At 42.0% G+C, this 18760-nt stretch carries 15 protein-coding genes; 2 read left to right on the plus strand and 13 right to left on the minus strand.

Annotation, left to right across the window (positions count from 1 at the left end; genetic code table 11):
• Positions 1-101 precede the first annotated feature (101 nt).
• On the minus strand, positions 102-1511 hold the full coding sequence (gene cysN / locus HQQ94_RS15885; protein WP_173295322.1) for a sulfate adenylyltransferase subunit CysN: 1410 nt from the start codon (positions 1509-1511) through the stop codon (positions 102-104).
• Positions 1512-1777: 266 nt separating this feature from the next.
• Positions 1778-2683, minus strand: a complete 906-nt coding sequence (cysD, locus tag HQQ94_RS15890) for a sulfate adenylyltransferase subunit CysD (RefSeq protein ID WP_173295323.1) — start codon at positions 2681-2683, stop codon at positions 1778-1780.
• A gap of 443 nt (positions 2684-3126) precedes the next feature.
• Between cysD and HQQ94_RS15895 the strand changes: the two genes are divergently transcribed.
• Together HQQ94_RS15895 and HQQ94_RS15900 are read left to right on the plus strand one after the other, a co-directional pair.
• Complete coding sequence (locus tag HQQ94_RS15895; protein ID WP_217274201.1) at positions 3127-3483, plus strand: nucleotidyltransferase domain-containing protein; 357 nt, start codon at positions 3127-3129, stop codon at positions 3481-3483.
• Positions 3484-3929: 446 nt separating this feature from the next.
• On the plus strand, positions 3930-4259 hold the full coding sequence (locus tag HQQ94_RS15900; RefSeq protein ID WP_217274049.1) for a DUF86 domain-containing protein: 330 nt from the start codon (positions 3930-3932) through the stop codon (positions 4257-4259).
• A 139-nt stretch (positions 4260-4398) separates the two neighbouring features.
• Here the strand turns inward: HQQ94_RS15900 and galU are convergent, their stop codons facing one another.
• The 11 genes from galU to HQQ94_RS15955 form a co-directional block, all read right to left on the minus strand.
• Positions 4399-5286 carry a UTP--glucose-1-phosphate uridylyltransferase GalU gene (gene galU / locus HQQ94_RS15905; RefSeq protein WP_173295324.1) on the minus strand — a complete coding sequence of 296 codons (888 nt, stop codon included), beginning with the start codon at positions 5284-5286 and terminating at the stop codon, positions 4399-4401.
• 78 nt (positions 5287-5364) lie between these two features.
• Positions 5365-6534, minus strand: coding sequence for a nucleotide sugar dehydrogenase (locus HQQ94_RS15910; protein ID WP_173295325.1), 1170 nt, complete (start codon positions 6532-6534; stop codon positions 5365-5367).
• Positions 6535-6863: 329 nt separating this feature from the next.
• Entirely contained in the window at positions 6864-8006 is a 1143-nt protein-coding gene (locus HQQ94_RS15915) for a polysaccharide pyruvyl transferase family protein (RefSeq protein WP_173295326.1), read from the minus strand.
• Positions 8003-9067: a nitroreductase family protein gene (locus HQQ94_RS15920; protein WP_173295327.1), complete on the minus strand. Its 1065-nt coding sequence runs from the start codon at positions 9065-9067 to the stop codon at positions 8003-8005. The genes HQQ94_RS15915 and HQQ94_RS15920 overlap by 4 nt, the downstream gene beginning before the upstream one ends.
• Positions 9068-10396, minus strand: coding sequence for a flippase (locus HQQ94_RS15925; protein WP_173295328.1), 1329 nt, complete (start codon positions 10394-10396; stop codon positions 9068-9070).
• 350 nt (positions 10397-10746) lie between these two features.
• The gene (locus HQQ94_RS15930; protein WP_173295329.1) at positions 10747-12156 is read right to left on the minus strand and encodes a hypothetical protein; all 1410 of its coding nucleotides are present in this window, start codon (positions 12154-12156) and stop codon (positions 10747-10749) included.
• A 468-nt stretch (positions 12157-12624) separates the two neighbouring features.
• Entirely contained in the window at positions 12625-14724 is a 2100-nt protein-coding gene (locus HQQ94_RS15935) for a type II secretion system protein GspD (RefSeq protein WP_173295330.1), read from the minus strand.
• A 283-nt stretch (positions 14725-15007) separates the two neighbouring features.
• On the minus strand, positions 15008-15730 hold the full coding sequence (locus tag HQQ94_RS15940; protein ID WP_173295331.1) for a hypothetical protein: 723 nt from the start codon (positions 15728-15730) through the stop codon (positions 15008-15010).
• Positions 15730-16296, minus strand: a complete 567-nt coding sequence (locus HQQ94_RS15945; RefSeq protein WP_173295332.1) for a hypothetical protein — start codon at positions 16294-16296, stop codon at positions 15730-15732. Before HQQ94_RS15945 ends, HQQ94_RS15940 begins: the two co-directional genes overlap by 1 nt.
• Positions 16296-17558 carry a hypothetical protein gene (locus HQQ94_RS15950; protein ID WP_173295333.1) on the minus strand — a complete coding sequence of 421 codons (1263 nt, stop codon included), beginning with the start codon at positions 17556-17558 and terminating at the stop codon, positions 16296-16298. The genes HQQ94_RS15945 and HQQ94_RS15950 overlap by 1 nt, the downstream gene beginning before the upstream one ends.
• A gap of 317 nt (positions 17559-17875) precedes the next feature.
• A complete protein-coding gene (locus HQQ94_RS15955; protein WP_173295334.1) occupies positions 17876-18739 on the minus strand; it encodes a general secretion pathway protein GspK in 864 nt (287 codons plus the stop codon).
• Between the last annotated feature and the right edge of the window lie 21 nt (positions 18740-18760).

The following is an 18760-nucleotide window of genomic DNA, read 5'->3' on the forward strand; positions in this document are numbered from 1 at the left end:
AAAAGCCACTGAGAAAGTACCTAAAAAAGTACCTGAAGCCACCCGTTATGATATTAAGTGCTATTGAGGCTCACTTAACACTGGCGGCTTACCACGACCCATTACGCCTTTGTAATATCCTTCGCACCCCAGTGTGGGAAGTGTTTACGCACTAACGCATTCATTTCTAATTCAAATGTTGAGTAAGGGTGCACTTCTACCGCCTTACCTTCAAGAGCATGGCGGATCATCCCCGCACCCACGGTGACATTTGTTAACCTATCAATAATGATAAAAGATCCCGTGGTTCGATTCACATCATAGGCATCGAACTGCACAGGCTCAGTCACCCTAAAGTGACAATGACCGATTTCATTTAGCCCTAACTGCTGCACCGGCTGCTGCGTCAATGTATTCACATCAACTTTGTAATTGATGGCATCGGCATAACCATAGACCGCTTTACTGCCCATTTTAATGGCGTACTCTCGATCAACACATAACGGCTCTTCCGTCATCCAAACCACATCAGCGGCAAAATATGTGCTCGAATTCGGTTTATCGTGAGGGCGCACTAACATGTCACCACGACCCACATCAATTTCATCAGTTAATGTCAATGTGACCGACTGCCCTGCAACCGCTTTTTCAAGTTCACCATCGAACGTGACAATGGATTTAATTTGGCTTTCTTTACCCGATGGCAAAGTCACTATCGTGTCACCCACGCGGATCTCTCCTGAAGCCAACGTGCCGCAAAACCCTCTAAAATCCAGATTTGGACGATTAACATATTGCACTTGAAAACGAAAAGACTCGCTATGTTCATGCACTACCGAAACGGTATTGAGTAACTTAAGTAAGGTCGACCCCGGGTACCACTTCATGTGCTCACTTTCATTGACCACATTATCCCCTTTCAGTGCCGAGATAGGCACAAAGCGCACATCGGTAAAGGACAGATCTTTAGCAAACTCACGGTACTCTTTTTTAATGTTTTGATAAACAGTTTGATCGTAATCAACCGCATCCATTTTATTGATGGCGATCACCACATGCTTGATACCCAGCAATGAACAAATAAAACTGTGACGACGGGTTTGAACCTGTACACCATGGCGCGCATCGATGAGAATAATAGCAAGATCGCTGGTAGATGCGCCGGTCGCCATATTGCGCGTATATTGTTCATGACCTGGCGTATCAGCAATGATAAATTTTCGCAGCTCTGTGGTGAAATAACGATAAGCCACATCAATGGTGATCCCCTGCTCACGCTCAGATTGAAGTCCGTCCACCAGCAGGGCTAAATCAAATGATTCATCCGTGGTATTAAAACGTGTAGAGTCTTTTTCAATGGCCGCCATCTGATCGTCAAAAATCATTTTGCTGTCGAATAACAAGCGGCCAATTAACGTAGACTTACCATCATCGACACTGCCACAGGTCAGTACCCTTAGCATATCTTTATTTTCGTGAAGCTTTAGGTACTCTTCAATGTCTGCTGCAATCAAATTAGAATCGGTGGTCATACATACTCCGTAAATTTTGTTTTTCAAACTATGAATCATGGCCGATAGCTCCCTTGTCTCATCAAGCCAAAGTTAACCTTGTGGTTTGGAGAGGTAACCAATATCGATGCCAATGTCAATTTGAGTTCGAGCTTCAGCCAAAGAAGATCTAGCGAATGTCCAATTAACTGCTCAACTGATAGCTCAAAACTTACCGTTTATAGCTTTTATTAAAAAAGCTTGCTCACGGCGAGAGCCGAACTGACTTCTAAAATCGCTTTCCAATTTTAGAAGTAGCCTTCCATTTTCTTCTTCTCCATCGAACCCGCAGAGTCATTGTCGATAACCCGGCCTTGACGTTCAGAGGTGGTACAAAGCAACATTTCTTGAATAATTTCAGGCAAGGTGGTGGCGACTGATTCAACCGCCCCCGTTAACGGATAACAACCCAAGGTTCTAAAGCGCACCATCTTAGTTTGCACCTCTTCATCACCTTCTATCGGCATACGGGCATCATCAACCATGATCAAAGTGCCATCGCGCTCAACAACGGGGCGAGGCTTTGCCAGATAAAGCGAAGGGATCTCAATGCCTTCTAGATAGATATACTGCCAAATATCCAGCTCAGTCCAATTGGATAACGGGAACACTCGTATGCTCTCTCCTTTATCAACCTTGCCGTTGTATATATTCCAAAGTTCTGGGCGTTGATTTTTCGGATCCCATCGATGCTGACTGTCGCGAAATGAGTACACTCGCTCTTTAGCACGAGATTTTTCTTCATCACGGCGCGCTCCACCAAAAGCGGCATCAAAACCGTGTTTATCTAACGCTTGCTTAAGCCCTTGGGTTTTCATGATATCGGTATGCTTAGCACTGCCATGAGTAAACGGACTGATGTTCATCTCGACACCGCGAGGATTCTTATGCACAATAAGATCAAAACCATGTTTGTTAGCCATTTGATCTCGAAACTCAATCATTTCCTTGAATTTCCAATTGGTATCCACATGCATTAATGGAAAAGGGATTTTTCCCGGATAGAAGGCTTTACGCGCCAGATGTAAGAGAACCGACGAATCTTTACCGACCGAATAAAGCATCACAGGATTATCAAATTCGGCGGCAACCTCACGCATAATTTGAATGGATTCAGCTTCAAGCTGTTTGAGATGGGTTTGGTATGTCGACATATCGATTTCCGTATAGGCCCTACCTATTCAATATTGAACAGGAACGCACTTAAGTTAACTAATTATCATGAGTTGATAATAACAGTCACCAACAAGATTAAAAGTTATTAAAGAGTGAAAACCTATACCGAAAATGAATATGAAGTACTGATAAGGAATAGCGAGGGCTGAGCTTTACCATTTCCTAAGTCAAGATCCCCCTTTTATACCAGTAGAACCATTGGCAAGAAGAACTCGCTGATTTTTTGAAAGAGATGGGAGAAAAAGATAATGGATAGTGGATAGTGGATAGTGGCATAGTGGTATCAATTTATAGGTAAAACTAGGTTCGTTTTAGCTTTATCTAGCTCGAATCACCCCATACATATATACTATTTTCTAACGAGACATTACCCTAAGCATCATGAATGACATTCGAAACAACACTGCAAAAAATAATCTAACTGGCAGAAAGTGATCCCAACATTGATGCCCTTTGGCTTTATGGCTCTAAAGCTAATGCTAGTGCAAACAGCGACATTGATTTAGCAGTGATATTCAATTTTCATCTAGATAACATCTTAGAGCGTCGTTTACGACCAGAACTCCTCGCGCTAGAATGGCAAAACCAATTACAGCTCCCCGAAAATGGTTTGTCTGTTTTAGACATGGAGCATGCGGCAATACCTATCTCAATGGGGGTGCTACAAACGGGTAAGCTACTCATAAACAAAAACCCAACACACGAATTTACCTGTTCTCGTCGGATCATGTCGATGTGGGAGTTGGACTATCAATACCATTATAAGGTTTATGGATAAAACAGCATGGATAATACTTATACCCAAACTACCTCAAGATGCAGAATTCAGCACGTCGAGAAGTGACAGAGTTCAAGGGCGTTAATTGCTCCTGCATTAACGACATTCCCACCATCCATGGCGGTCTTCATGAAATTGATGGACTCGTTATTCTCGGCTCGGGCATCCTGCTTCGCCCTAGCTCCTGAATCCGTTCAGTCGTAATTCAATATTTCATAACGAAGAAATAGGTTGCTTCTCGCCATGCCCTGCGGGAGTTTCCATAGAATACCCGCATTGCGTTAGTGTTATCCATTGTCTCAATCACTGCCTTATTCAGCCATACTATGGGACTCTGAAACGAGCACCTTGAAGTGGCTTGGGTATATATAGATTCAATGTGAACTCATTTAGCACAATTAGAAAGTGAGCTAAATGGTCTGAGCACTATCGTAAAAACACGCTCCATGGGACAATACGAATACCGCGCGGCAGAACGTAGTTTACAGATCACCATCGAAGCTTGTATCGGAATAGCAAAGCATTGGTGCAAGCACTTAGACCAAGTGGCCCCAACCAGTGCATACCAAGCTTTTGAACGCTTAGTGGAACATGGTGTTATTCAAGACAATAAGACCCAATGGAAGCACATTATCGGTATGCGAAATGCCCTAGTGCATGACTATTTAAATATCGACCACAAGGTTATTGAATACCTCTTATCATCGGAGCACCACCACTCACTGTTTGTTTTTGCCCGCTTAGGGCTAACAGCACTTACACAACAACAAAGTTAAGCAGAAACAAGCAGGCATAGCTGAAATGAACACTGTGCTTACGGATAACGGAACACTGACGGTTAAAGAAAGTGTATAGAATAAGTCTGTTTCGAAGGCTGTCATAGGCTCTTTGGGAGCCGGGCCTTCTTAGCTTAGCCTAACTTTCACCCACTAAATCCTTCACGTTTTTAAGAAACTCAGTACCAAGCTTCTCATTTCTCAGCCCATATTCGACAAATGCTGTCATATATCCAAGTTTATCTCCACAATCATGGGATTTACCCGCCATATGAAATGCCTCAACCGTATCTGATTTAATCAGCATATCAATAGCATCGGTTAATTGAATTTCATCCCCTGCACCTGTTGGTGTTTTAGCAAGTAAGTCCCAAATTTTATCTGAAAGAACATAACGACCAACAACCGCCAAGTTTGAAGGCGCATCATTCATTGCTGGTTTCTCCACCACAGCAGTGATTTTAGCTGAATCACCAGGTCCAATATCAACGCCAGCACAATCTGCAATGCCGTATTTATTCACCTCTTCGATTGCCACTGGCGCAACCATTATCTGGCTAGATTCAGTCAAATTGTAACGCTTTATCATCGCCGCTAAATTTTCACTGGTTTGATCAGCGCTATATTCATCCAAAATAACGTCAGGTAACACGACTGCAAACGGATGATTGCCAATACAAGGTTTTGCACATAGCACTGCATGACCTAAGCCTTTAGCTTCACCTTGACGGACATGCATAATCGTCACTCCTTTAGGGCAAATTGCCTGTACTTCTTCAAGTAGCTGACGCTTCACGCGCTTCTCCAGTGTCGATTCTAATTCATATGAGGTATCAAAATGATTTTCTATTGCATTTTTGCTCGCATGAGTAACCAATACAATTTCTTTGACACTTGCTTTAACACATTCATCAACAATATATTGAATCAAGGGTTTATCAACTAAAGGCAACATCTCTTTTGGAATCGCTTTGGTCGCTGGTAGCATACGTGTACCAAGTCCAGCAACGGGAATAACAACTTTCATGTTGCTCCTTAACGCAAAGAGCTTAACTAAGTTAAGCTCTGGAATTATTTATGGTAAAATCGGTTAAAAAGTCACTATTTACGTATCATGGCCAAACAAATCACGTGTATAAATTTTCTCGGCTACATCTTCAAGCTCTTCAACCATGCGATTTGATACAATAACATCGGACATCTGTTTAAACTCAGTGAGGTCTTTGACCACTCGGGAGTGAAAAAATTCTTTATCCTCAAGCACAGGTTCATAAACAACGACTTCAACACCTTTCGCTTTAATCCGTTTCATAATACCTTGAATCGACGAGGCTCTAAAGTTATCTGAACCGCTTTTCATGATTAACCGATAAATACCGACTACGGTAGGATTTGTCTTAAGAATCGCACTGGCAACAAAGTCTTTTCGGGTAGTATTGGCATCAACAATGGCCCCAATTAAGCTGTTAGGCACATCGCTGTAATTTGCACGCAGCTGCTTAGTATCCTTTGGTAAGCAATAACCACCATAACCGAACGACGGATTGTTATAATGAGAGCCAATACGAGGGTCTAAACCTACCCCTTCAATAATCTGTCGCGTATGTAGACCGTGAGTTTCAGCGTAAGTATCTAGCTCATTGAAATAAGCGACGCGCATCGCTAAATAAGTATTGGAAAACAATTTAACCGCTTCAGCCTCTGTAGAGTCAGTAAACAATAGAGGAATATCTTCTTTTAGTGCCGCGTTTGATAATAAATTTGCAAACACTGCCGCACGCTCAGATCGCTCACCTATGATGATGCGTGACGGATGAAGATTATCGTATAATGCCGTCCCTTCACGTAAAAACTCAGGCGAGAAAATGATATTATCACAGCCAAACTTCTTGCGAACAGACTCAGTAAAGCCAACAGGCACCGTTGACTTAATGACAATAACCGCTGCTGGATTAATCGCCAACACGTCTTGAATAACCATTTCTACTGAAGTGGTATTAAAATAGTTAGTTTCAGGATCATAGTCTGTCGGCGTAGCCACAATCACATAATCAGCAGCGGTATAAGCTAATGTTTTATCACAGGTGGCAGTCAGCTTTAATGGCTTATTTAGCAGATAATCTTCAATTTCTTTATCTGCAATAGGAGATTTTTTATCATTGATTAATGCGACTCTTTCTTCAATGATATCTACAGCAATCACCTCATTATATTGCGATAGTAATACGGCATTTGACAAGCCTACATAACCGGTACCGGCGATAGCAATCTTCATTTTTAACCTTATTTTGTTCTGTATGAGCTCATTCTAGGTGACATTATTCACGGAAAGTCCTAGTTTCTTATTGATCTAAAGTACTTTAATCTCAGCAATAGCATCATTAAAACCAGTTTGACACTATTAACCTTGAGTGATCACAACTTGATATTTCGATCTGATAACCACTGAATAACATGACTGGAATATGGGCCTTTATTTACCAACAAAGTCACTGCATTAATGACTCAATATGGGGGCATCACAATCAAAGAATAATAACCTAGTCTCAATTCAAATACCAGAAACACCATGTGAGCAGAGAAGGTCAATCTCACGAACAACATTTAACAGATCAGTTGATTGACTTTTGCCCACATAGCTTGACTTTGAAGCTTAAAATGTTCTCTTGCTTGAGACTTTTCAGGCTCATCAACCGTTGCAATTGCTGTAGCTAACACCTGTTTTATTTCAGCTGCAGTGATATGTGGATAAATTAAACAATCTGGCTGCAGATACTCTTCATATAAACGCTCATACTTATGACTCCAGCTGGTGCCAAGACATGGAACACCTTGTGATAATGCACTGACGCATCCATGAAAACGTGAACACACCACGGCCTTACTCATGCCAATAATCCCTTTGACTTTTAATGGGTCAATTTCGTTTATCAACACAATATCTTCACCCGCGGTTTGCTGAACTTTGTGACAAATATTCGCATCTTTTTTTCCTTCATGATTGAGCAGTACTGGCTCAAACCCAAGTTCTCTAATCACTGATACCACACTAATGAGTACCTCAACATAACTTTTTTTCCACTCACTATGTACATTTCGAATACCTATCATATTGTGATTAGGGATGATTAAAATCCGCTTTTCACCATTGATATAATAATCAGGCACAACACCTTCCAACAAATTAGTAAAATCAGGATATTGCACTAAATTATTGCGACGACCAATCACATTAGCGACATGTTCAAAACTGCTATTTTCACGAGCACAAATCAATGTCGCCTTAGGCAAAGCAGATTTCAAGTACTCAATATCTTGCTTGCGGGTAAAGTCACCTAACGCCTGAGGTAAAAATACATACTTTTTACCGTTAGCAGTCAAGCGCCCTATCTCATTGGCCAATAGCTTTATCGATAGCGCGCTCCACTGATCACCGTAAGCAAAACCTGATGCATCTAAAACAACATCGATATCGGCTTCAGTAACCAAACCAAATTTTGCTTTCAACGCTCCACGAATAGCGTCAGGAATAACATAACTGAGTCGGTTAACATCCAATTTTCCTTTTTTTATCGACAGCTTTTGATAAGCCCCAACGTTAGCACGATCAAGATAAGAGGAATTAGAATTCGGAGCCAATACTAATTCAGAGTCAGGCCAATAGTTTTTCATTTGCTGCAATACAGCATGTAACATCAACTCAGCACCTTTATTGATAAACTGAATCCCTTTAATTTCAATCATCATAACGTGACTTCCTTGACTAATAATCGATCACTTTTCTTTTGCGAGAATGGAATTCCGCCATCGGGATCGGCATAACCCACCGCCAATAACATGACCGGTCTCTGGTGATATTTCAAGCACAACTTATCCGCTAATACACGTTCATTAGTTTCAATATCAGGCCAATTAATAGGGCATGTCGATAGCCCTAATGTTTCACATGCAAGCATCAACTGCATCGTTGCCAGCGCGCTATCAATATAGATAACATGACGATCACGCTCTGCTGGATAAGCATCTAAATTAGCAACCACCACAATAATGCAGGGCAAATTATCAGCAAAACCAACCGTACCCATGGCGCACTTAGCAACCTCAGCCACCTTTGTTGAATCGCTCACCACATGAAACTCATAAGGTTGACGATTACAAGCTGAAGGAGCTAAAGTCGCCGCCTGAACCGCTTTGCGTATTAGTGCCATATCAACTGCTTTATCTTGGTACCAACGCACCGAACGACGACGGGTAAAAAGCGTCATAATGGCTTCATAATCGAGCGGACAATCCGGTAAGGTTTTATGAATATAAGGTAAGCAACCTTTGGCTTGCACTTTATTCTCAACCGCTAAAAACAATTCGTTAGCCATATTGATCCTCGGCCCATAACCAACCACAGAAAAATACTCTGTTAACACGTCGGTAGCCCAACTTAATTCATCAATACACGCATCTGGCGCTACATTAACCTTAATAAAACTGTCTAGGGTTTCCAAAATATAATTTTCGGCAAACACCTTACGCCTTGGGCGCATGATCAACCCCTTCTCGAGCCGATGAATATTTCTTCTTAATAAAGCACTACTTTGCCCGCACTCAACTAAAGAGCGGTGATAAGCTAAACGCCCCTGTAACACGGCTTTATGCTCCCGATAAAACTGTCGACTAAAAAAACAATAAAACAAAGAGGCCAAGAAACCATTCAAAGCAAATAAGGTCAAAAAAGCCATGTTCACACACGTCAGCCATTGCTTTATTCTGTGCTTAACACTGGCAGGGATCTGTCTCAATATAAACGTCTTCATTTATGATTTATTCTCTAAGGAATGTCTTGGCCAATAACGGTAGCCAAAGGTAAAAGGCAATAAAATGGAATAAGACATCACTTTGGCTATTGGCCGCGTTTTAGGACTAATCCAAAAAGCTAAATAAGAGGCGATAAAATAAGATAATAAAGTGGCCACCGCCGCGCCCTGACCTCCCCAAATAGGAATAAGCAACCAGTTAACCCCTACATTGATAATGGCGCCAATGCCATGACTCAGTAAAGAAAATGGCAGCAAATTTGCCACCAATAGCCACTTACTGACTAACGCCCTCATAAAGACAAACACACCTGCCCAGATATGGATCTGTAAAATGGTCACCGAAGGCAAATAGTCAACACCAAACAATAAGATGATTAAAGGTTTCGCCAATAAACTAACCACAATAGCAATACCAGCCGCCATCACAAATAAACCGTCCGACACTGACTGTAACCGGTACCAATACCGCCCCGTGTCCAATTTCTTGCTTAACTTTATCATGGCGGGGAATAGGCTTATCACAATAGCATCGGCAAAAAAATACCATACTTCAGATAACTTAGCCGCAACGGCGTAGGTTCCCACTTGTTCAGATGATGTCAAATGCTGCAGCATCAATTGATCGACTTTTAAATAAATGACCGCCGCAATACCGGATAATACCAGCCAAAATGACTGCTTTAATAACCCAACACCGTAACTAAAATCACATTCGCGCCAATATACACTGGCAGAATAATAGTAATAAATAACAATATAACCGCCCCCTAAGCAGACGGTTTCCAGTGCAAACAAAGAGACCAGCACCATAAAACTGGCCTGACACCAAACAGCCAGCAATTTTGCAAAGGCAAAAAACATGGCAATCAACAAGCGCATTCGCACCACAGGTTTGGCTTGTAGCTGGGCTTGGAACCAAAATTCAACAACAGCAAACGCGTTAAACACATTAGCCAAAGCTAATAACGCCAAGCCTTGATGAACTTGCAAAGTGACGCCGCCGCCATAGACAAAACACAAACAAATAACGCTGCCGATAAACGCGCCCATTAACCTAAAGCACATCACAGTGGCAATAATTTTATGCTCAGAGTTAGGCGCATTAATCAGCTCGCGCGTCACGATGGCATTCAGGCCTAAACTGGCCAAAGGCATCACCATGGCGATAAACGCCAGCAGATAACTGAGCTCACCAAACCCAACAGGTCCCAAACTGCAAGCTAAGACTACACTCACCAGTAACTGGATGAGCATAGTGATAACCCGATCAGTTAACAACCAGGATATATTGGCCAATATGGGGTTAAAAAATGGGCTTAATATCATTAACTCTACTGTCTTAATACCACTATTATGCGTGATGAGATCGCGTACATGCCATCAGCAAAGCGCTGATACACGCCCATCACATCAGCGAATGAAACCACAGCTCAGCAGTGACGAGCCAGTATAACAGCAAACAAAATGTTAATTAAATGATTTATTTCAGTTATTTAAAAGTGTTCAAGTTCCTTGACTGTAATGACATGCCAAAAAGAAGGGATGATTAAAAAAGGAATGATTAAAGATAAATTAACTGCAAAGATGAATTAACACAGCAAACATAAAAACGAGCCCGCAGGCTCGTTTGATGTCTAGCAAATGTTCAGTATCAACACTAACAATTTAACTGTTCGTTAAATTCCTTTGTACTGATCAGACAGTACGTTGATACGGCTTTCGTTTTGACGATAATATGGTGCCACCGAAATCTTGTCAGCGTCAGCATCGATAACAAAAGTAACACTAAGCTTAGTCTTAGAGTCCGCCGCCAGGCCAAATGCAGTCTCGATATCAGCTTCTGATACTTTAGTCACTGTATTAGCGTTCGCTTGGAACGGTAACATTGTCAGCGGGTATACCACGCCATTTTGGTCAAAACCACGAATTTGAATGTCAGAATTCGTCGCCATTTCGTTGGCAATTTCAACATTTGGCGTCAAACCAAAACCAACCGGCAAATAAGGCACATTGACAATTGACGAGTCTAAAGCCCACTCACCAGCAGCAATATTAGAGGCAACCGTAAACTCTGCCGCACCGCCGTTAGAAGGCGTCAGCAATAAAGACGCCGTGATTGCTCCCGTCTCAGGAATATCAGTTGCCGCAGTCACTAAAGCAAAATCAATATCCTCAGTGACATCTGCACCAACAGCTCCGATCTCAGCAACGATAAGCGCCATAGTTAGCTCATCAAATCCAGCGCTAACCACTGGGTTACCCGGATCCGCAAAGCTACCAGTAGCAAAATCATTAGTACCAGCAGCATTGGCGACAGAAACTAAACCTGTAAACGTACCATCCAGCACAACAAAGCCTGAAACAATACTCAACGATGCCTCTAGAGCTTCATTGTTATTAATAGTATATTGCAGTTGATCAGCAACCGTTGTGTCGGCAAACTGAGTTAAAACAGTTCGGTCAATAAGCTGATCAAATTTAGTCGGGACAGAAAATGCAAACTGAGACACTTCTTCAGCAACTACCCCTGTGCCAGCTTCGATAGCAACGGCACCAGCGGTTTCAGATGCATAAGTCACTGACGTTGCGCCTGATAAATCAACGACATCATTACCATCACCAAGAGGGTCGCCAGTAAGAGTACCGTAACCATGAGCACCTATCGTTACACGAAACGCCGAATTAGCTGTCAGTGGGTTACCCAAATTCACGTCAAACATAATAGTACCTGCCACAGTATCAACCACAACGTTATCAAAGGTAAAAGAGCCGGTACCGTAATCAAAGCCTAAATCTCCTGCAGCACCTTTACCACCAGCAGGGCTCTGAGTAACAACCCCACCAGCTACGGCTATAGCACCTAGATCAACCTTATCATCAAAGGTCAATGTGATGGTTGAACCAGCAGGATGCTCAGCCTGTACTGTAACATCGAATTCAAGAGGGATTACACCAGTAGTCACTCCCTGAGCCACACCTTCTTGCGATAGCTGAGTTATTGTAGTGCTACCAATAGTTACTGCACTCGCGCTAAAAGACATTGCTACCGCAGCAGCAAGAAGTGAAGCCGTGAATATTTTTTTCATATGTCCAAATCTCCAATTTCATGAAATTGGAACAAGCAGCCAAGCTCATTGTTGATATTGGCCACGGTTGTTCCGTACTATGACAACTTTTCTAGAAAGTTAAATTTCATCTACTCACTCACCTTAAGATGCGTCTTAAGCCAATCCTTCGAGCAAACATATAAAGCTAAGCTGGGAGCACTAGAAACCCCTAGCACGTCTACTTTAACTTCTCGCACACAGTTTATAATCTACAACCAATAAGTCAACATCTTATACGCATATTGACACAGAATATTAACAAAAACACAACTCAACACCAGAAAAAGATATTTCGCAGCTCGTTTTTCAACCTACTTTGAGCAAGTGTAAACTGACATAAGTCGTATATAACAATGATAAATAAGTGATAACAGGCTTTGCCGCACCGCACCAACAACACCCTCTTGATGAGTTCAACATAACGATATAGGGCACAATGTGCATCGCTTAATTGAAATCTAAAAACTGCAAGCCTTGTTTTAAATTGCTCTTGATGTCATCCCATTCATCACTGCGGGTTATCACTTTCGGGGTGACCATGATCACCAGCTCTGTTCTGGTGGTGCTCTGGACCGTGGTGCCAAATAAGGCACCAATTAATGGCAGCTGGCTCAGCCAAGGCAGCCCCACTTGATTATCGGTACTGTTTTCACTGATGAGTCCGCCTAAAATCACCGTTTGGCCACTTTCTGCCACCACTTCGGTCTCAATACTGCGCTCAAATATTTGCGGATTGCCTTCCACCTCAGTGCCGCCATCGACCTGATTAGAATTACTCTGAGAAATGGTCATGATCACCACGCCTTGTGCATTGATCGTTGGAGTCACGGTGACATCGATGCCAGTTTTACGGTACTCGACCGATCTGGTGACCCCATTAGTAGAATCTGTGGTTGTCTTGCCCACTACTGGAATATCGGTTCCCACCTGAATATTGGCCGCCACCCCGTCACGCACCAATAAGCTGGGTTTGGAGAGCACATTGACCCATTTGTTGCTCTCAAACGCCTGTACATCTATCTTATTGCCGTCACTGGCCCAACTTAATATGCTGCCACCAATTTTGTCTGCACCATGTGTGTTGCTAAAATTAAAATTGCCAGAGCTAAACGCCATATCGACGCCGAATTTAAACTCATCGGTTAAGGTCACCTCGGCAATAGACACCTCAAGGATCACCTGTTTTGGCATCACATCCAGCCGAGCCACCAAGGGTTGAATGGCCTGATAGTCAGGGCCTGATGAATAAAAAATCAATGCATTGGAGCGCTCATCCACCACCATATTCATGTTGTCGTTACTGGCGCTGTTACTGCCCCCACCAGTGGGGGTGCGATTTTCTATCGCTGCCGCCTTGTCACTGGAGGCTTGCTGCGCTTTTTGCATTGAGGCGCTGCGACCCGAAATCAATGCCGCCACACTGTCACCTAAATCTGAGGCGCGAGCAAACTTAGGCGTATAAATAAAATACTGCTTTTCGTTACCTTTGCTGGGCTTGTCTAACTGTCTCGCCCAAAACTCGATGCGCTCGATAAAATCAACTTCGCTGGCAAACACCGCCACGGCACCTAGTTGCGCCAGTGGCACTAAAGACACCCGATTATCCTGACTGTTTGCCCCGGTCATGATCCCTTCATTAGACAAGATTTCAGTGATTGAGCTAATAAAGGTCTCGGTGTCGATATAGGTCAGCGTTAAAAAACCAATATTGCTACTGCGGCTACCTGGGGTGTCTAAAATACTGAGTAAATCCAGCGCGCGGATCACCTGCTCACGACGACCAGACAAAAATAACACTCCTTTACGTATATCCCCGGTGGCTTTTACCCCGGCAATATCCCGTAAAGTGTTAATGGTTTTATTATTAGTGGTATAACGCAGCGGAACAATTTGCTGCACATTAATGGCATTGGGGACTTGATTAGCATAACGGCCATAGCCAATGGCGGTGGTATCTGCGCTATCTTTTGACAACATGCTGATGTATAGGACATCGTGTTTACGCATAATGCCGACCCCTCGCTCCAATAACAATTGCTCGGTCAGGGTATAAAACTTTCTCGCACTAATGGGCGCTTGAATATTTAACGTGACGGTACTCGGTTGCTCCGCCAACTCTTGAGCCAACACATAGCTAATGTGTAGCAGCTCACCAAAACTGTAATGTAAAAAATCCACCAAAGGCATGTTATCGGCACTAATAGTTAAACTTTTTTTGTCAGAAAAACTGTCAGCGATACCAGCATCATTACTAAACCCTAGCTGAGATTTTGACAAGGACGGCACCCGAGTCAGTGACATTTCATTGTTAGCTTGGTGCCCTGCGCTATTGTTTGATTCGATGACTGACTGCTGTTGGCCCTCGCCAGCATGGGTATTTATCAGGTATGAATTGGCTATTTTTTTATGATTTCTTTCATCCTGAGTTTCTAAGTTGGCACAAGCATTGAGAAGCAAGATACCTGTAACCACCATCGCGGCTTTAAACTGACCAGAAAATCGCTTTATAAATAACGTAATAAAGCCGCCTTGCTTGGGTAACATCATGAAATTATCTATCCCTTAATTATTATTATCGGTTGACGACTTAGCAGCCTATCATTAGCGTTCACCAAGATAATCAAACACCTAGAATGCCGAACATCGAGCCATGTTAAGCAGAAAATCACAAGAAATTAAACAGAATCGATTAAAAACAAGACTAAACTACTAGTCTGTTAACTTAAGGTTAACACCATTGATTGACTGAAAATGGCGCCGTTTAACGCCATAAGCCCAGTATCGATATTGCAGTACAAGGGGATGATTCAAAACTTGTTGACTACCAAACCTAATGGGACTCGATATGCTCAGGGGTATCATCGAGTCGATAGTTTGTCGGGACAAACAGCTCAAGCCACAAACGGCGATGATTATCGGTTAATACCAGACGTCTATTATCAACTAATTCAACTTGATAGGGACTCAGTTCATCACCTTTAATCAAACTCATGTATGTGTTGTCACTTAACGCTGATGAGCCAGTATTGGTTAACGATACCCCTGCCACTTCCACTTCACTTGCTGTCTGTTCTTTTTGCGGCAATGCTTGGCTATAAGAGACACTTAACGCCGCCTTATATTCACCTGATTGAACATTATCCGCTCTGACGATGCCACTGAGGCGATATATTCTGTTACCAATATAAAGCTTACTGAGTAAACCTGATTGTTTGTTTTGCTCAGCCAGTGGCATACTGTCTACAAGATCTTCTGTCAGTAGACTCGCTTCATCAACTTCAGCCACCTCAGATTGATCAAATCGATGGTAAAGAGCCAACACCTCGGTTGCGTCATTAAGCGGATCAGTTAAATAAGTGATGCTTGGCAACTCAGGTAACAAAGTTGACTCAACCCATTGCCCATCTGATTGATTAATACTGTAATCAATCATCAGCAGTGTTAACAACAACAATAAGCCCAAACCTAGCCATTTGAGCTTGTCATTAACGGCTTGTGTATTGCGTTGTTGCCCCAAAAAATGGGATAAAGGGGATGTAAAAACCATCGTCATCAGGAGCCCTCCTCTGCAATCAATTTAACGGCCAACTTTAACGATACTCGCCCATTGACAGTGCCAAGTTTTGCTGGTGTCTGACCGCGAATATTCAATTGATTAGAATCTAAACTCACGTTTGCAAAATCTTGGTTTTGTTTAAGCTCATGCAATAAATGCAGGTATTGTTTTAATGATCCTGAAAAACGAATATCCAATAACAAACTTTGTATATCATCACTTATCAGACCCTCTCGCCAAGATGAATTACTCAATTCTATTTCATGACGTTTGAACAGACTCTCTAAGCCCGATTGAGTGTCCAGCTTATAGCGAGTAATATTTTGAGTTTGGGCAAAATGAGATTCCGCTTGCTGTAGGCGAGTCGACATGATTTCTTGCTTTTGTTGCATCTCGTCTGCCAACGCTAATAGCCCATGAGTTTTGTTTAAATTAACTTGATTTTTCTGTTGTTGTTGCCAATTATCCTGTTTAGTTTGCCACAGTGGCACCCAAACAAATTTCATTAACATTAACACCCCGACCAAGATAAGATAACGCTTATACTTCAGTATTTCTTGCATTATTTAGGCCCCAAAGAGGGATTGTTTTGTTGATAACCGATAATAGTTTCGCTCTCGCCATTGAGAGGAATAACTGACTTAAGTTCAAATTGAATACTAGCAGCATCCATATTGCGCTGCCGGCGCACTGAGCCTACAAACTTGGCATTGGTCACCCCACCTTGTTTTATCAATAACTGCAATGCCTGAGAGGCTGAATCGGCCCTTAAACGCAAGGTAACAGTTTGCCCTTGTTGCTGCACATTATCAATCATCACCCCCGACTCAAACATAGGCGCAAGCACGTGCCACACATCAAGAAGTTGAATGTTTTCAGGCGTATTATCGGCCAATTGAAGATAGCGGCCAATCATCTCATTGATATCCTGATACTGATTTAATACAAAGTTAGCATTTTTTGTTGCTGCACGTAATTTTTTATTTACACTATCAGCTTTAAATTCAGAGACTTGTACAGCTAAAACAAGATATAGCGTGATCACCGCAACCATTGGCAGTGCAAAATGGGACAAGGTGGTAATCCCTGTATTCAAAGAGAACGCCAACTTGTTAACAAAACCCGTTAACGGAAGTTGATAAAGATATTGCAACTGTTCTTGGAGGGTTTGTATGTGCTCTTCAGCCGAAAAATGGGCTTTACTTTGTGTATTGACACCTTGTGACAGAGCAAACTGATCAAGATTTTGAATCATGCCTCCCTGCAATGCCGAAACGGTACCCGCGAGACGACTCGTTGAAACAAACACGGTATTACAAGGGTTAATCGTCTGGTAACTTAGCAAGCTGTCAGCTGGCTGTGCCAATCCCAATAAACTTGTTTCAGGGACGAGCAACCACGCCCTTAAACCACAGGTAAACTCATTAAGATAATAGTAAATAACAGGTGTATTACCATTCACCGCTTTGCCAACAATAAATAAAACCTGAGATGACGCAGCATTGATTTGTAATTTCACGAGCTTAACCACATCAGATTTTTTGCTGATCGGATACCATTGCAATTGCTCTTTGTAACAATTTCGACTTAATACGGCAATTTTGGCGGAGACTCGTCTACCAGACTCTACCAAGTTAGCCGACTCGCTGCCTTTAACATTCGGCGACGTATTGGTACTCATCATTTCAAATGAAAACACAGCATCATTTTTAACATCAAACTTTGTTCGATTAAAACGATAAATATGACCATCAACATAGATCACTTGATCCATGGCCATTTTTTTTATTTTATCCATTATTTTTGAGCTAGCGCTTGGCATCATTTATTCTTCATTTCGGCTGTAATATAAGGCAATAAGAAATACCCTTTATACAAAGGTCATATTTGGCTTCAATCACGTTTAACACTTATTTCAATAACGATAATTGAGACTGGTTACTTTTAATCAAAATAAAACACAATAATCATTACTACTAGTAGTGATAATCACCATAACAGCAACGAGCGAGACATTAAAACAAAATACAATAAAGCAAAACTTACGTACTACTGATATTGTATTTATTGCCAGCTTTATCATTATTTTGTAGCAGCCCCCCCTACTCACTGTGTATTCATACTCACTTATGCGGCTATAAACTATTGAAACCACACAACAGGAAATTGATTTTCAGGACGAAGATAGCTGATAAAACGTCGCTTAGCTATCGAAGCCCCGACGATGACAACGAGCTCTATTTGTAGCCGTCTGCCTGGAACAAAAGTAATACTGTCCCCCTCTTCTATCTCTGTCAGCTCAGAAAACCGCTGACGAGTGAGCTTACCCTCTCGACGTAAATTAGCGATCTCGGTATAAATGTCAGCTGATAATTGAGCCTGTAACAAGGGTAAAGGTGCAGTCAAAGGATTGAATAAGTGATTCTGTAATGTGGTCACAACTGGAAAGAGTTGTTGATATAATTCATCATCAATTCCCTCTATAATCCTTAATTCAGTCACACTCAGTAAATAATTTCCCCGTACTTGAGGTTTATTCATGGTCGTAAATTGATCTCGACTATAACCTTGCCAATAGTTAAGATTGGATATGATTGATTTGGCTTCTAAAGGGTCAGTACCTAAAAAAGTTAACAAACCTTCTAGCGCTTTTGACTGCCCCCCTCCGTACACAGACAACAGACCGTTAATATCCTGAATTGAGGCTGTCGCACCTTTAAATACACTGAAAGGTTCACCATAAAAATTCCACTGTCGACCGATTTCGTTTTCTTGCTGTGAAGTATGGTCTGCATTATTTTTCGAGAGAGTAAGCAAAGTAAACAGTAATCGACTTTCCAACGTACGTAATTTAATCTCCGCCTGCATCTTATTCTGCAAATCAATTGCCATTGTCACCTGTTGCCGGCTAGACAGGGTAAATTGTAATGCCATCATAGATAAAATAGCGGTAAGTAAAAGAACCTGAACCAGGGCCACTCCTTGCTGATAAATATTTAATTTCAAGGATCTCATGTTAATAAACGA

Source organism: Shewanella sp. VB17 (assembly GCF_013248905.1).
Taxonomy (GTDB): Bacteria; Pseudomonadota; Gammaproteobacteria; order Enterobacterales; family Shewanellaceae; genus Shewanella.

Bases quoted from the DNA above. Each gene is read 5' to 3' on its own strand.
- cysN (WP_173295322.1), bottom strand. From the start codon at position 1,511: ATGACCACCGATTCTAATTTGATTGCAGCAGACATTGAAGAGTACCTA.
- cysD (WP_173295323.1), bottom strand. From the start codon at position 2,683: ATGTCGACATACCAAACCCATCTCAAACAGCTTGAAGCTGAATCCATT.
- HQQ94_RS15900 (WP_217274049.1), top strand. From the start codon at position 3,930: ATGGGACAATACGAATACCGCGCGGCAGAACGTAGTTTACAGATCACC.
- galU (WP_173295324.1), bottom strand. From the start codon at position 5,286: ATGAAAGTTGTTATTCCCGTTGCTGGACTTGGTACACGTATGCTACCA.
- HQQ94_RS15910 (WP_173295325.1), bottom strand. From the start codon at position 6,534: ATGAAGATTGCTATCGCCGGTACCGGTTATGTAGGCTTGTCAAATGCC.
- HQQ94_RS15915 (WP_173295326.1), bottom strand. From the start codon at position 8,006: ATGATGATTGAAATTAAAGGGATTCAGTTTATCAATAAAGGTGCTGAG.
- HQQ94_RS15920 (WP_173295327.1), bottom strand. From the start codon at position 9,067: ATGAAGACGTTTATATTGAGACAGATCCCTGCCAGTGTTAAGCACAGA.
- HQQ94_RS15925 (WP_173295328.1), bottom strand. From the start codon at position 10,396: ATGATATTAAGCCCATTTTTTAACCCCATATTGGCCAATATATCCTGG.
- HQQ94_RS15930 (WP_173295329.1), bottom strand. From the start codon at position 12,156: ATGAAAAAAATATTCACGGCTTCACTTCTTGCTGCTGCGGTAGCAATG.
- HQQ94_RS15935 (WP_173295330.1), bottom strand. From the start codon at position 14,724: ATGATGTTACCCAAGCAAGGCGGCTTTATTACGTTATTTATAAAGCGA.
- HQQ94_RS15940 (WP_173295331.1), bottom strand. From the start codon at position 15,730: ATGACGATGGTTTTTACATCCCCTTTATCCCATTTTTTGGGGCAACAA.
- HQQ94_RS15945 (WP_173295332.1), bottom strand. From the start codon at position 16,296: ATGCAAGAAATACTGAAGTATAAGCGTTATCTTATCTTGGTCGGGGTG.
- HQQ94_RS15950 (WP_173295333.1), bottom strand. From the start codon at position 17,558: ATGATGCCAAGCGCTAGCTCAAAAATAATGGATAAAATAAAAAAAATG.